General features: G+C 59.7%; 13 protein-coding genes. 6 read left to right on the top strand and 7 right to left on the bottom strand.

Annotation, left to right across the window (positions count from 1 at the left end):
* Positions 1-140: 140 nt before the first annotated feature.
* Entirely contained in the window at positions 141-1,421 is a 1,281-nt protein-coding gene (locus P5706_RS06215; protein ID WP_200432809.1) for a sensor histidine kinase, read from the bottom strand.
* Positions 1,411-2,094: a two-component system response regulator ColR gene (colR, locus tag P5706_RS06210; protein ID WP_003175870.1), complete on the bottom strand. Its 684-nt coding sequence runs from the start codon at positions 2,092-2,094 to the stop codon at positions 1,411-1,413. Before colR ends, P5706_RS06215 begins: the two co-directional genes overlap by 11 nt.
* Before the next feature lie 200 nt (positions 2,095-2,294).
* On the opposite strand from colR, the gene P5706_RS06205 reads away from it, so the two are divergent.
* From P5706_RS06205 to P5706_RS06190, 4 genes are all read left to right on the top strand, one after another.
* Positions 2,295-4,244, top strand: coding sequence for an LTA synthase family protein (locus tag P5706_RS06205; RefSeq protein ID WP_285678779.1), 1,950 nt, complete (start codon positions 2,295-2,297; stop codon positions 4,242-4,244).
* Between the two features lie 77 nt (positions 4,245-4,321).
* On the top strand, positions 4,322-5,017 hold the full coding sequence (locus P5706_RS06200) for a response regulator (protein WP_138813992.1): 696 nt from the start codon (positions 4,322-4,324) through the stop codon (positions 5,015-5,017).
* Positions 5,010-6,305, top strand: coding sequence for a sensor histidine kinase (locus P5706_RS06195; RefSeq protein WP_285678778.1), 1,296 nt, complete (start codon positions 5,010-5,012; stop codon positions 6,303-6,305). Before P5706_RS06200 ends, P5706_RS06195 begins: the two co-directional genes overlap by 8 nt.
* A 323-nt stretch (positions 6,306-6,628) precedes the next feature.
* Positions 6,629-7,006 carry a hypothetical protein gene (locus tag P5706_RS06190; RefSeq protein ID WP_285678777.1) on the top strand — a complete coding sequence of 126 codons (378 nt, stop codon included), beginning with the start codon at positions 6,629-6,631 and terminating at the stop codon, positions 7,004-7,006.
* Between the two features lie 213 nt (positions 7,007-7,219).
* On the opposite strand, the gene groL is transcribed toward P5706_RS06190, so the two are convergent.
* The 5 genes from groL to P5706_RS06165 all read right to left on the bottom strand — a co-directional run bounded on the left by groL (position 7,220) and on the right by P5706_RS06165 (position 11,867).
* Positions 7,220-8,866 (bottom strand): chaperonin GroEL, encoded by a 1,647-nt coding sequence (gene groL, locus P5706_RS06185; protein WP_056858678.1) that lies wholly within the window; start codon positions 8,864-8,866, stop codon positions 7,220-7,222.
* A gap of 49 nt (positions 8,867-8,915) precedes the next feature.
* A complete protein-coding gene (locus P5706_RS06180) occupies positions 8,916-9,212 on the bottom strand; it encodes a co-chaperone GroES (protein ID WP_200432814.1) in 297 nt (98 codons plus the stop codon).
* Positions 9,213-9,459: 247 nt separating this feature from the next.
* Entirely contained in the window at positions 9,460-9,936 is a 477-nt protein-coding gene (locus P5706_RS06175; protein WP_285678776.1) for an FxsA family protein, read from the bottom strand.
* 66 nt (positions 9,937-10,002) lie between these two features.
* Positions 10,003-10,734, bottom strand: coding sequence for a HugZ family pyridoxamine 5'-phosphate oxidase (locus P5706_RS06170; RefSeq protein ID WP_200432815.1), 732 nt, complete (start codon positions 10,732-10,734; stop codon positions 10,003-10,005).
* Between the two features lie 125 nt (positions 10,735-10,859).
* Positions 10,860-11,867, bottom strand: a complete 1,008-nt coding sequence (locus P5706_RS06165; protein ID WP_200432816.1) for a DUF481 domain-containing protein — start codon at positions 11,865-11,867, stop codon at positions 10,860-10,862.
* Between the two features lie 162 nt (positions 11,868-12,029).
* Between P5706_RS06165 and P5706_RS06160 the strand changes: the two genes are divergently transcribed.
* Both P5706_RS06160 and P5706_RS06155 read left to right on the top strand, forming a co-directional pair.
* The gene (locus tag P5706_RS06160; protein WP_285678775.1) at positions 12,030-12,392 is read left to right on the top strand and encodes an MGMT family protein; all 363 of its coding nucleotides are present in this window, start codon (positions 12,030-12,032) and stop codon (positions 12,390-12,392) included.
* 43 nt (positions 12,393-12,435) lie between these two features.
* Complete coding sequence (locus P5706_RS06155) at positions 12,436-13,968, top strand: AmpG family muropeptide MFS transporter (RefSeq protein WP_200432818.1); 1,533 nt, start codon at positions 12,436-12,438, stop codon at positions 13,966-13,968.
* The last annotated feature ends 347 nt before the right edge of the window (positions 13,969-14,315 follow it).

Below are 14,315 nucleotides of genomic sequence, written 5' to 3'. Positions count from 1 at the left end.
GATCAACAGGTCAACCCGTTGTGAAAAACTTGTCCTGTCCAATCCCATACATTTCAAGACTTTACAGATACAAGCAATAGCATGGGGCCATCTTCGCCGATTTAGCGGGTTCTCTGGCAGGATAACGGCCAGGTCCACCCTCAGGGTTTGACCTGGCTCAACTCGACATGAAAACGGCAGCCGTTGGGCTCCATGGTGCTCAGGCTGACGCTCCAGCCCTGGCTCTCGCAGATGCGTTGCACCAGCGACAAGCCCAGGCCGAGGCCCTCTCCGCGTTTCTCGCTGCCGCGCACAAACGGCTCGAACATCGCTTCACGTTTGTCCTCGGGAATGCCGACCCCCGAGTCCTCGACGATAAAGCCGCTCGGTTCGAGCGTGAGGCGAATAAAGCCTTGCTCGGTGTAGTGCAGCGCATTGCGCAGCAGGTTGCCCATCACCGCGTGCAAAAAGGTGGTGTTGTAGCGGGTGTCCAGGGGATTGCCGGGGTTATAGATCAGCTCAAGGCCTTTTTGCTCGATGGGGCCGCGCCAGATGCCGAGCAGATCTTCGGCCACCTGGGTCAGGTTGACTTGAGCCGACATGCCGGAATCATCGTGCTGGGCACGCGCCAGCATCAGGAAGGTCTGCACCAGTTCGCGCATTTCTTCACACGCGCGGGCGATTCGCAGCACCTGGTTGCGACCACGCTGGTCAATGGCCGGGTTTTCCAGCAGCAGTTCGCAGGAGCTGGCCAGTACCATCAAGGGCGTGCGCAGTTCGTGGCTGACGTCGCTGGTAAACAATTGCTCACGGGACAACGCCGCACGCAGGCGGCCCAGGGTGGCATCGAAGGCCACGGCCAGTTCGCCGACTTCATCGGCGGCGTAGTCCGGCGCCAGCGGCGGCGCCAAGCCCAGCAATTGGTCACGATGGCGCACCTGGCGAGCCAGACGCACCACCGGTGCCATCACCTTGCGGGCCAGCACCCAACCGAGGAACACCGCCAGCGCCAGGCTGAGTACAAAACCCACCAGCACCACGGCAAACAGCACGCGCTCACGCTCTTCGAAATCGCTTTGGTCTTGCAGCAACACATACCGTCGGCCATCCACCACTTCAACCATGGCGTGGTACGACAGCGCTTCGCGGAATACTTCGTGAAACCCCGGCTCCAGGTGCCGCAGGTCTTTGGGTAGCTCGAAATCTCCAGGCCCGCCGCTGAAGTAAAACAGCTGGTCGGGCTCGGGCCGGTGGCTCCAGTCCTCAACGCTGTCCATCAGCAACAGGCGCTGCAAGTCGCCGCCCAGGCCGGCCGAAATCAGCTTTTCTTCCACCAGGTGCACGGTTGCAACGATGCCCATGGCGAAGGCCCCCGCCACCAACGCACTCATCAACGCAAAGGCGATGATGATCCGCTGGGCAAGGCTTTGCTTAAACTCCATCACGGCCCTCGGCCAGGCGATAACCCACACCGTGCACCGTTTGCAGCAACGGCTTGGCGAAGGGTTTATCGATTACCTGGCGCAATTGGTGAACGTGGCTGCGCAGGCTGTCGCTGTCCGGGCAGTCGTCGCCCCACAGGGCTTCTTCGAGGATTTCGCGGCGCAGTACGTGCGGGCTTTTTTGCATCAGCACCGCGAGCAACTTCAAGCCCACCGGGTTGAGCTTGAGCAGGCGCCCTTCGCGGGTCACCTCCAAGGTATCAAGGTCGTAGCTCAAATCACCGACTTGCAGGGCCCGGCGCCCGCCGCCCTGGGCACGGCGCAGCACGGCTTCGATGCGCGCGGCCAGCTCGGACAAGGCAAACGGTTTGAGCAAGTAGTCATCGGCGCCGGACTTGAAGCCCTGCAGCCGGTCATCCAATTGGTCGCGGGCGGTGAGCATGATCACCGGCGTGTCGCGGCGGGCGTCTTCACGCAGGCGTTTGCACAAGGTGTAGCCATCGATACCGGGCAGCATAATGTCGAGCACGATCAGGTCGTAATGCTCGGTGGCGGCCAGGTGCAGGCCCGACAAGCCGTCCTGCGCGCAGTCCACGGTGTAGCCTTTTAGCCCCAGGTAATCGGCCAGGTTGGCCAGAATATCGCGGTTGTCTTCAACCAATAGAATTCGCATGGGCAGTGTCTCCGTACGCGGTAACGGCCTTGTTGGCTCGCGCAGCTTAAGGCCAAGTGTGGCTCAGGGATAGACCTTGAAGCCACGTCGATAAAGGTTTTCAACCAATTACATATTCCAACAAGTTTTTCACTATAGCTTCACAATCTAACTACAGTGTCAGGTCGAACATCGCGCCCATCGATATAAGGAATATGGACATGGGGTTTTTCAAAACAGCGCCTATGCGCTTTCTGCTGCTCGTCACCGCCACCTGGCTGGTGATTTTCCTGCTGACCCGCAGCGTGCTGCTGATCACCCATCTGGATGAAGTCGGTGGCAATTTGCTGCCGGTGTTTGGCGTCGGCTTGCTCTATGACCTGAGCTTTCTGGTATACGCCGCCTTGCCGCTGGGCCTGTACCTGCTGCTGTGCCCGCCCGCGCTGTGGCGCCGTCGCGGCCACCGCTGGTTCCTGCAAGCGGTGCTCACCGTTAGCGTCTTCGCCATGCTGTTCACTGCGGTCGCTGAATGGTTGTTCTGGGATGAATTCGGTGTGCGCTTCAACTTTATCGCCGTCGATTACCTGGTGTATTCCAAAGAGGTGTTGAACAACCTGCTGGAGTCCTACCCGATCGGCAAGCTGCTCAGTTTGTTAGCGATGCTGGCGATAGTCGTGAGCCTGGCCCTGCGCAAGCCGTTCAATGCAGCGATGCACGCCCCGCTCCCGCCAATGCGCGGCCGCTTGCTGAATGCCCTGTGCCTATTGGTAGCCGCCGGTCTCAGTTTGCAATTGATCAGCCAGAACAGCCCGCGTGCCCAAGGCGGCAATGCCTATATGAACGAATTGGCGAGCAACGGCCCCTACCAATTTTTTGCCGCCTTTCGCAATAACGAACTCGATTACACGCAGTTCTACAAAAGCCTGCCAACCGATGTTGTCGCCAAACAACTGCGCGCAGAACTCAGCGAACCCAATGCGCGCTTTATCGGCACAGACCCGCTGGATATCCGCCGCACTATCGACAACCCAGGCACATTGCGTAAACCCAACATCGTGCTGGTGACCATCGAAAGCTTCAGCGCCAAATACATGGGCAGCAATGGCGATGAGAACAACCTGACGCCCAACCTCGATGCGCTGCGTAAACAAAGCCTGTACTTCAATAACTTCTATGCCACCGGCACCCGCACTGACCGCGGGCTGGAAGCGATCACATTGGCGATTCCCCCCACGCCCGGCCGCTCGATCGTCAAGCGCATTGGCCGTGAAAGCGGTTTCGCAAGCCTCGGCCAACAACTCGGTGCCGTCGGTTACGACAGCGTGTTCGTCTATGGCGGGCGCGGTTACTTCGACAATATGAACGCATTTTTCAGCGGTAACGGTTATCGGGTCGTCGACCAGAGCAGTGTGCCTGAAGCGGAAATTTCGTTTAAGAACGCCTGGGGCATGGCTGATGAAGACCTCTACCGGCAAACCCTGAAACTCGCCGACGCCGACTACGCCAAGCAGCAGCCCTTTCTGCTGCAACTGATGACCACGTCTAACCACCGCCCCTACACCTACCCGGACGGGCGCATTGATATCAAGTCCGGTAAAGGCCGTGACGGCGCCGTCAAATACACCGACCACGCTATCGGTGAGTTCCTCGAAGCGGCACGCCAGAAACCCTGGTTCGATAACACGATTTTCGTGTTCGTCGCCGACCACACCGCCGGCAGCGCAGGCAAGGAAGACCTGCCGATCACCAACTACCAGATCCCGCTGTTCATCTATGCCCCCAAGCTGATCGAAGCCCGGGAAACCGCACAACTGGCCAGCCAGATCGACCTTGCGCCGACCTTGCTGGGCCTGATCAACCTGAGCTACGAGTCGACCTTTTTCGGCCGCAACCTGTTGCAGGACAACCCGTTGCCACCGCGCGTGGTGGTCGGCAACTACCAATATCTGGGGCTGTTTGACGGCAAGGACTTGGCCATTCTAAGCCCACGCCAGGGCCTGCGTCGCCACGATCAAGCCCTGGGCGAGAGCCAGGAGTTACGCGTGGGCAGTGATGATCCGTTGATCCAACGCGCAATCACCTACTACCAAGCGGCCAGCTATGGCTACACACAACAATTGCTGAGCTGGAAGGGGCCGAAGGAAGTGCCCCCGACGATCAGCCTACGCTGACGGCTGCGCTCTGGCCCTTGCCTACCACAGGGCAAGGGCGCAACACTTGCGCCATTCTCCGGCGATGGCGCCCTCGCATGTCCGACTCCCTGCTGCTGATTGAAGACGACCGCCCATTGGCCGCACTGACGGCCGAGTTCCTGCGCGCCGAAGGTTTTACCGTTGCCGTAGAGCACCGTGGTGATCGCGCCGCACAGCGCATTCTTGAGGAAAAACCGGCGCTGTTGATCCTCGATGTGATGTTGCCGGGCATCGACGGTTTTACCCTGTGCCGCCAGATCCGCGACAGCTACCCCGGGTTGATCCTGATGATGACCGCACTGGATGAAAACGCCGAGCAATTGACCGGTTTCCACGTCGGCGCCGACGACTACGTGGTCAAACCCGTCGACCCGTTGCTGTTGCTGGCCAGGGTGCGCTCGTTACTGCGCCGTCACCGCCAGGCGCCCAATGCGTCTTATCAGTGGGGCGCGTTTCGATTGGACCTCAATAGTCATTTCGCCTGGCTCGACGGTACGCCGTTACAGTTCTCGGTGGCCGAGTTCGAACTGCTGGCGATTTTCGCCCGCCATAGCGGCGTGTTGCTGACCCGCGAAAAACTCCTGCAGAGCTTGCGCGGCCTGGAATATGACGGGCTTAACCGCTCGATTGATATGCGTGTGTCGCGCCTGCGTAAAAAATTGATGAGCCTGGCCTGCCCGGTGACCATCCAGACCATCACGGCCCAAGGCTACCTGTTTGTCGAAATCCCCCAGCAGGCCCAGCATGTCTAAACTGCGCCCCTGGATGGTGGCCGTGGCGGGCGCGGGTTGGACCAGCTTGACCCTTTATCTGCTGTGGCTGTGTACCAACGCCTCGGTGTTTGTCGGCGAGGACAGCTTTTTGCGCTTGATGGCCGGCCCAGGCTACCTGGTGGCCGAACAGCTCAAAGGCTTGCCCGCTGAGAAACGTGAAGCGCGCATGGACATCCTGCGCGCGCACTTCCAGTACCCGGTAGAGCTTATCCCGTACGACGACGTCGAATTGCCGCCCGAAGCCATGGTGATGCTCGAACACCAGCAGCCAGCGCTCAACAGCGACGAAGACATCAGCTACTTCCCGCTGGACGACGATACCGTGATCCGCTTCGGCCCCATGTGGGGGAGTGCCGAGATCAAGGACCTGCTCAAATTCCCGATTTTCTGGATCACCGCCTGCGTCGCCGGCTTGCCGGTGTTGCTGCTGCTCGGCATCGGTTTGCGCGCGCACCGGCGGCATAACAAGGACCTGGACACACTCAACACCTGCCTGGGTACGCTGGCACGCAGCCCAAACGTGATGCTGCCCGCCCTGGGCAAGGAATGGACGCCGTTGTTGCTGACCTTGCAACAGCATGCGCGGGATATCAGCGCCATGAGCGAACGTCATCGCGAAGTCTCCCAGGCCGTCTCCCACGAACTGCGTACGCCGCTGGCGCGCATGCGTTTTGCCCTGACGTTACTGAGCAAAAGCGAAGACCCGCCGACCCGCCTGCGCCTGCAAGAGCGCTTGCAAACCGATGTCGAAGAACTCGAAGCCCTGGTTCGCGCCAGCCTGGCCTTTGCGCGAATGGCCGGTGCGCCGACGGATTTGCAGCATGAGCCGATCAACCTGCGTGACTGGCTGCACCAGGAGTTCGCGTTGCTGGATGGGCACCATCGCCAATTGAGCCTGGAAACCGAGCCTGCACAGCTTGAACTGATCGGCGACCGCGCCCTGCTGCACCTGATAGTGCGCAACCTCTTGAGCAACGCCATCACCTATGCGCGTGATCGAGTGTGCGTGAGCGCCACTTATCAGGGTGAGCAGCACTTGGTGCTGCACGTCGACGATGACGGCCCCGGTATATTGGCGGAGAACCGTGAAAAGATTTTCGAGCCCTTCGTGCGGCTTGCTATGGGCGGCGACGAACCCAGTGGCTTCGGCCTCGGCCTGGCGCTGGCCAAGCGCGCAACCCAGTGGCACAACGGGCAATTGTCAGTCACCCGCAGCCCATTGGGCGGCGCCCGCATGAGCCTGATCCTGCCGTTGCGGCCTCTTTAGAGCCATGCCTTTCGAGGTCTTTGGGCTGATGCGCTCAAGTAAGCCGAGTCAGAAATAGAACTGGAGAACAGTAATCCGTGGCGAGCAGGCTCGCCCTGCGTTGGGCTGCACAACAGCCCCAGTCCGTTATAACTGGCTCACCGAGTCGCCTGATTTGGGGCGGCTTCGCCACCCAACGCAGGGCAAGCCTGCTCGCCACAGTGGCAGTGTTCGTCCTTATTGAAGGGGATCGCCGGTTGTAGCGCTGTTACAGCCTGTGACAGCGCAGCCTGCGCATCGCCCGTAACCTCGCCAACTGAATCCCCCGGTTGGAGAGCCCGTTCATGCATCCCCGTAAGAAGCATTTGCCCACCTTGATGCTGTCGCTGTGCATCGTTACCGGCGCGTTCGTGCCGGGTAATGCGTCGGCCTCGCGCCTGGCGGTTACGGACAAGCCATCACCAAGGATGGAAGACAAACACGCTGGCGATCACACCGCCCATACAGCACCTCGGCCAACGGCGCAGGATGCGCTCCTCACCCCACCATCCCGGAGGTGGCCCCGAGCCGCCGGCGCTGAGAAACTCACGCACCTGTCTGGCCCTGGCCCACTCAACCAAGCTGCTGCACCGCAACCCGTGGCACTTGTGCCGGCTGCCCAAGTAACCCTGGCACGGGGCATGACCTTCAGGAAGCTGTTGCGGCGCCGTACATTGGGCTGAGACCCACATAGGCAGCCAGAGCTGTACTCGGTCAAAATGTGGAAGCCGGGCTTGCCCGCGATGCAGGCGACTCGGTATGCCTGGTGCACCGAGGTGATGCCATCGCAGGCAAGCCAGCTCCCACATTGGATCTTCTGCATTTTTAGTACTGCATAAAAAAGCCCCGCCTGCATCACTGCAGGCGGGGCTTTTTAATAGCCGGGTAAGGCTGGGTTACATCATGCCGCCCATGCCACCCATGCCGCCCATGTCAGGCATACCGCCACCGCCAGCGCCTTCAGCCTTTGGCTTGTCGGCGATTGCAGCTTCGGTAGTCAGGATCAGGCTACCGATGGAAGCTGCTGCTTGCAGCGCGGAACGAGTCACCTTGGTAGGGTCCAGGATGCCCATTTCGATCATGTCGCCGTATTCGCCAGTCGCAGCGTTGTAACCGTAGTTACCTTTGCCGTTCTTGACTTCGTTGACCACAACGCTTGGCTCGTCGCCGGAGTTGGCAGCGATCTGACGCAGCGGTGCTTCAACAGCGCGACGCAGAACAGCGATACCGACGTTCTGGTCAGCGTTGTCGCCGGTCAGGTCAGCCAGGGCTTCCAGAGCGCGGATCAGCGCAACGCCACCGCCAGGTACCACGCCTTCTTCAACGGCTGCGCGGGTTGCGTGCAGGGCGTCTTCAACGCGGGCTTTCTTCTCTTTCATTTCAACTTCGGAACCGGCGCCAACCTTGATCACTGCAACGCCGCCAGACAGCTTGGCCAGACGCTCTTGCAGTTTTTCACGGTCGTAGTCGGACGAGGTTTCGGCAACCTGGGCACGGATCTGAGTGATGCGAGCCTGGATGTCCTGCTCAACGCCAGCACCGTCAACGATGATGGTGTTTTCTTTGGAGATGGTCACGCGCTTGGCACTACCCAGGTTTTCCAGGGTGGCGCTTTCCAGGCTCAGGCCGATCTCTTCGGAGATAACAGTACCGCCGGTCAGAACGGCGATGTCCTGCAGCATGGCCTTGCGACGATCGCCGAAGCCTGGCGCCTTGACGGCGGCGACTTTAACGATGCCACGCATGTTGTTAACAACCAGAGTCGCCAGGGCTTCGCCTTCAACGTCTTCGGAAACGATCAGCAGTGGGCGGCCGGCTTTGGCAACGGCTTCCAGCACTGGCAGCATTTCGCGGATGTTCGAGATTTTTTTGTCGACCAGCAGGATCAGCGGGCTGTCCAGCTCGGCAACCATGGTCTCAGGCTTGTTGACGAAGTACGGGGACAGGTAGCCACGGTCGAACTGCATGCCTTCTACAACCGACAGTTCGTTTTCCAGGCCAGTGCCTTCTTCAACGGTGATCACGCCTTCTTTGCCGACTTTTTCCATGGCTTCGGCAATGATGTCGCCGATGGAGTTGTCGGAGTTGGCGGAGATGGTGCCTACCTGAGCGATAGCCTTGGTGTCGGCGCATGGCTTGGACAGCTTTTTCAGCTCAGCAACGATGGCGATGGTCGCCTTGTCGATGCCGCGCTTGAGGTCCATCGGGTTCATGCCGGCAGCGACGGCCTTGTAGCCTTCGTTGACGATGGCCTGAGCCAGTACGGTAGCGGTGGTGGTGCCGTCGCCTGCGTCATCGTTGGCACGGGAGGCAACGTCTTTGACCAGCTGCGCGCCCATGTTTTCGAAACGGTCTTCCAGTTCGATTTCTTTGGCTACCGAAACGCCGTCCTTGGTGATAGTCGGAGCGCCGAAGCTCTTCTCGATAACCACGTTACGGCCTTTAGGGCCCAGGGTCGCTTTTACTGCGTCAGCCAGGATGTTGATACCGGTGAGCATTTTCTTGCGGGCGGAATCGCCGAATTTAACTTCTTTAGCAGCCATGATCGATATTCCTTAAATACTTTGTAGTAACGGGAAAATGAGCGGGGAATCAGTCTTCCAGAACGGCGAGAATCTCGTTCTCAGCCATGACCAGCAGGTCTTCGCCGTCAACTTTCACAGTGTTGCTGCCGGAGTAAGGACCGAAAACAACCTTTTCACCGACTTTAACGGCCAGAGCACGCACTTCACCGTTTTCCAGAGTTTTGCCTGGGCCTACAGCGACGATCACACCGTGGTTGGCTTTTTCTGCAGCCGAACCTGGCAGAACGATACCGCCAGCGGTTTTCTTTTCTTCTTCGCTGCGACGGATTACGACGCGGTCGTGCAGAGGACGAAGCTTGCTCATTGTCGATCTCTCCTAATTGTGTTTTTCATCGGCCGGTATCGATACCGGCAAGTTGTATTCCGGCGGTGCCGGTCGCGCCTCGCCAAGCAAGACGCGGAAGTCTGTCTGGTGTCGCCACCAGAAACCTTGCGGTGACCGTTACATAAGGGCGCATAAGCTTATTACAAGAGGCCGCGACGGAAATTTTTTACGAGTGCCGGGCGACAAAAGCAGCACGGCACCCAAAGGCGCCGTGCAGGTCATGCGGTTATTTGCTGTCGCGGTGTTCGAACTCGCCTTCGATCACATCGCCTTCACGCCCCAACGGCTGGCGTGGAGCCGGGCCACCACGGGGTTGCAGGTCAGCGGCAAAGGCGCGCTGGCGGATCGCCGCTTCTTCGGCACGCTGGCGCATCTTGCCGGCCAGCAACTTGCGGGTGAACGGCAGCAGCATGACCAGGCCGACCACATCGCTGATAAAACCCGGCAGGATCAGCAGGCCACCGGCCAAGGCCATCATCAGGCCTTCAAGCATGGTCTGTGCAGGCAGTTCACCGCGGTTCAGGCTTTCACGCGCACGCAGCGCGGTGGCCAGGCCGGCGACGCGCAGCACCAGAACGCCGAGCATCGAGCCGAGAATAATCAACAGCAGCGCCGGGAAAAACCCGATGGCACTGCTGACTTGAACGAATACGAACAGCTCCAACACCGGGAACAGCAGAAAGAGCAATAAAAAAGGGCGCATCAAATGGTTCCTCAACGCAAGAATGCCTTGCCAGTTCACCTTAGATGACGTCGCCGTTTCGTGAATTCAAGCGCTGACGGCTTCTTTTTTCGGCCAGACCTCGGCGTGAGCCAATGAAACCAAGGCTTCGCGCACTTGTGTCGGCGTGTTGCAAGATTCGGCAAACGGCAACCAATACAAGGACTGGCCGATACGCAGGTGCATGCCTTCGCTGTCGATACCGGCCAATTGCGCAGGTTCGGTGGTCGGCAGGCCGGTCAGCTCGACATAGTGGGCGATGGCCTTGGTGTGGTCGCTGTTCATGTGCTCGATCATGCTGCGCTCGGCTTTGCCCGCAAACGGGTTGGCCAAGGCGAGTTGGTCGACCCAGTGAATCGCGCCAAAGCCGCCGATGTAGCGGTGACGTACCGGCTTGAGCACCCAAAAATCGAAATCGTGGGCTTTGTGGTAGTTGGCCGAATCCGGGAAGTAGCGGTAATACCGTTCGGCGGCGGCTTCAATCGCAGCCTCATCCTCAAGCTTTTCGGCTTCGGCCAGATAGGTCAGGCGCCCTACCGCTTGCACGTCATCGGCTTCGCGTTCACCCACCAGCAGCGAACACTTGGGGTCTTTCTGCAAATTGTGGGTGTGCTGGGCGATGCGGCTGATCAGGATAATCGGCTGGCCCTGCGCGTCGAGGCAGTACGGCACCACTGAGCCGAAGGGAAAGCCCGGCATGGCTTTGGACAATGTGGAGAGCGCTCCACGGTATTCCTTGAGCAACAGCTCTCGGGCGTTCTTGGCAACCTGCGTGCTCACGGTATGACTCCTCGGGTGTTCAGCCGCCCACAGCCTATGGCGTCTATGGGAATGAATCTCAACACAAGGTAATCAATATCCGCGCAGGTTGCCAGAGTGCCCGATGCAGGATTTACCAGACCATATTACCAAGCCACGCCGAAGCCTGCGGTGTAGCGGGTCTTGTTCAAACTGCTTTGCGATTCGCCATTAATGAGGTCGCGCTCGGCCTTGAGGTTGAGCGACGCCCACTCTGTAACTTTGTAGCGCAGGCCCATTTCCGCATCCAGGGAGTAATCGGACGGCCCGGCCAGCGGCTTGCCCAATTCACCGTTGGTGAAGAACTCCACGGTCTTGCCTACCAGATAGCGGTTGTAGCTCCACTTCATGGCCAGGGAATAGAAGTTGGTCTTGCGGTCGTCGGAATATTGGTAATCGGTGCGGTTGACCAGCGAACCGAGGGAGAACGCGCCCAGTTCGTCGTCCCAGAACTGGTAGCCAGGGCCTGTACCGACAGTGCGCTGGCGGGACAGGTCTTCAACCTTGTCACGCTTGTAGGTCAGGCGCCCCTGCCAGAACCAGTGCTCGGTGATGAAGCGGTCCAGGTCATATTCCAGCGCCCAGTTGTCGGTGGTGGTCACGTCATCCTGGAACTCGCGGTTGTATTCGCCCTGGGCGGTATGCCGCCATTGGCCGTGACGCGCGGTGGTCTTGAAGTCGATGTCATAGTCGTTGGTGTCTTTGTCGGCGCGTTTGTAGTCCAGCGCCAGGTCGACATTGCCCTTCCACACCAGGTCTTCGATCACAGGCTTGGGCTTGATGATCTGCTGGATGCTGGCCAAGTCCACGGTTTTCGGCGCTTCGCCATTGGCCAGGGTGACCTTGCCATCCTCCGCCGCTTTCAGGGATTTGGCCTTTTCACCGGTGTAGGCGTCCTGCTTGACCAGCAACTCCTGGTCGCTTTCCAGGGTCTTGACCTGTTTCCAGTCCACCGGGATGGCCCCTGCGTAGTTGGTCTGAATCAGCAATTTGCCACCGTCGAAGACTTTGATCTTGCCGGTCAGGCGGTCACCGTTCTTCAACCAGACGGTGTCGGCGAGCAGGGGCGTGGAGGCGCTGAAAACAGCAAGGCAGAGCAGGGTTCTGGACAACATAAGCGAATTCGAGGCTCGAAAATGGCGAAAAAGGGGCGTTATCGTGTTAGATAGCTTGGACTGACTCAAGGATTTATATTGAGTTCAATTCTCACCCGAATGATTACAGACATTTCTTACAAAGACGTCTCTTAATAAAGAGACTGGATAAAGACACTGGCGATGCCCACGACCCACCCACCCGAAGACGCCCCCCAAAGCCCCGCAGAAATGCGCCGCACGGCTTTGTACCTGACATTGGCGCAAGTGCCCGAAGGCTGCGTGGTGAGTTACGGCGAGTTGGCGCACCTGGCTGGGCTGGGCCGCGCCGCTCGCTGGGTCGGGCGTACATTGAGCCAGCTTCCCGCGGACACCCGCCTGCCCTGGCACCGAGTGTTGGCTGCCGGTGGTCGGATAAGTCTGCCGGTGGGCAGTGCTTCAGGCGACGAACAACGTGCGCGTTTGCGCAGTGAAGGCGTCAGTATCCTGAATAATCGCGTTGATATTCAGCGTCATGGCTGGCGCCCGGTAGAGCACAGCGGTTAGAGTGCGCGCTTTGTTTCCGCAAATCTGAGGCAGACTCCAGCCCATGCCCCGTAAAACCTGGCGCGCCGCGCTCGCCGCCTATGCCAGCCCTTCGACGTTAGTCCTGTTGTTGCTCGGCTTCGCCGCCGGCTTGCCTTACATGTTGGTGTTTTCGACGCTTTCTGTGTGGTTGCGCGAGGCCGGTGTGGCCCGCGAGACCATCGGTTATGCGAGCCTGATCGGCCTGGCCTACGCATTCAAATGGGTCTGGTCACCGCTGCTCGACCAATGGCGCCTGCCGCTGCTCGGTAAACTGGGACGACGTCGCTCCTGGCTGGTACTTGCCCAGACGCTGGTGATCCTCGGGTTGATCGGCATGGGCTTTTGCGACCCGCAAAAGCACTTGTCCTGGCTGATCGCCATTGCCGTCATCGTAGCCTTCGCCTCGGCCACCCAAGACATCGCAGTAGACGCCTATCGCCTGGAAATCGCCGACGACAGCCGCCAGGCTGCGCTGGCTGCCAGCTACATGTCCGGCTACCGCATCGCCGCCCTGCTGGCCACCGCCGGCGCGCTGTTCTTTGCCGAAGGTTTCGGTTCCACCGGCTTCAACTATAAGCACTCGGCCTGGACCGGCACTTACGTGCTGTTCGGCGTGCTGATGATCCCGGCGCTGCTGACCACCTTCTTCATGCGTGAACCCGATGTGCCACTGCGCACCCAATTGCAGGCCGGGCGCTACAGCTTTGCGCATCAGCTTGTCTCCGTATTTGTGTTGATCGTGCTGCTGGTGTCGGTCCCGGCGATGTTCACCCAGCTGTACAACACCGATTTCGCCAGCGTGCTGTTCCACGGCGTGAGCCTGTGGGAGCTGTTGATGGAAGACCGCGCGTTCCTACGCGCCATCCTGTACATCATCCTCACCACCCTGTGCCTCTCGGCCATGGGCCGCCGTGGCCTGGCGCCGGTGCTCACGCCGGTCAACGACTTTATCCTGCGTTACCGCTGGCAGGCGCTGCTGCTGCTCGGGCTGATTGCGACCTATCGCATGTCCGACACAGTGATGGGCGTGATGGCCAACGTGTTCTACATCGACCAAGGCTTTACCAAGGACCAGATCGCCGGGGTCAGCAAGATCTTCGGCCTGATCATGACCCTGCTCGGCGCCGGCATGGGCGGCCTGTTGATCGTGCGCTTTGGCATCTTGCCGATCCTGTTTATCGGCGGCATTGCCTCGGCGGCCACCAACCTGCTGTTCGTGATGCTCGCCGACATGGGCCCCGACCTGCAGATGCTGATATTCACCATTTCCCTGGATAACTTCAGCTCAGGCTTGGCCACTTCGGCGTTTGTCGCTTACCTGTCGAGCCTGACCAACCTCAAGTTTTCCGCCACCCAATATGCGCTGCTCAGCTCGATCATGCTGCTGCTGCCGCGCCTGATCGGTGGTTACTCGGGTGTGATGGTGGAAAAGTTCGGCTATCACAACTTCTTCATCATCACCTGCCTGCTGGGTGTGCCGACGCTGTTCCTGATTGCGCTGCACTGGTTTCAGGAAAGCCGACGGGCGCGGTTGAATCCTCCCACTGAGGACTGACACACCTCAGTCAATGTGGGAGCCGGCTTGTTGTTGCGAGCAAGCTTGCTTGCGCTGGGGTGCGAAGCGCCCCCCAAAAAGCCGGTGACTGCTGCGCAGTCAAACGGGAGCAAGCTCCCTCGCCACACAAAGCGCACAGCCATTTGCCAACGGTTGCGACGGCGCGTAACCCTGTGGCGAGCAAGCTTGCTTGCGCTGGGGTGCGAAGCGCCCCCCAAAAAGCCGGTGACTCCACAGCAAGCGCCCTCGCCACAACAAGCCAGCTCCCACACCCGCTCAACTCCAACAGAAACACCGCCACGACCTCACGCCTGTACTCCAGCGACAACCGCCCGTACAATCCCAAG

It is taken from the genome of Pseudomonas sp. ChxA (genome assembly GCF_030263855.1).
GTDB classification, from domain to species: domain Bacteria; phylum Pseudomonadota; class Gammaproteobacteria; order Pseudomonadales; family Pseudomonadaceae; genus Aquipseudomonas; species Aquipseudomonas fluorescens_CB.
Note: the sequence above shows the minus strand (reverse complement) of the source record. Positions and strands in the feature narration are given on the sequence as shown.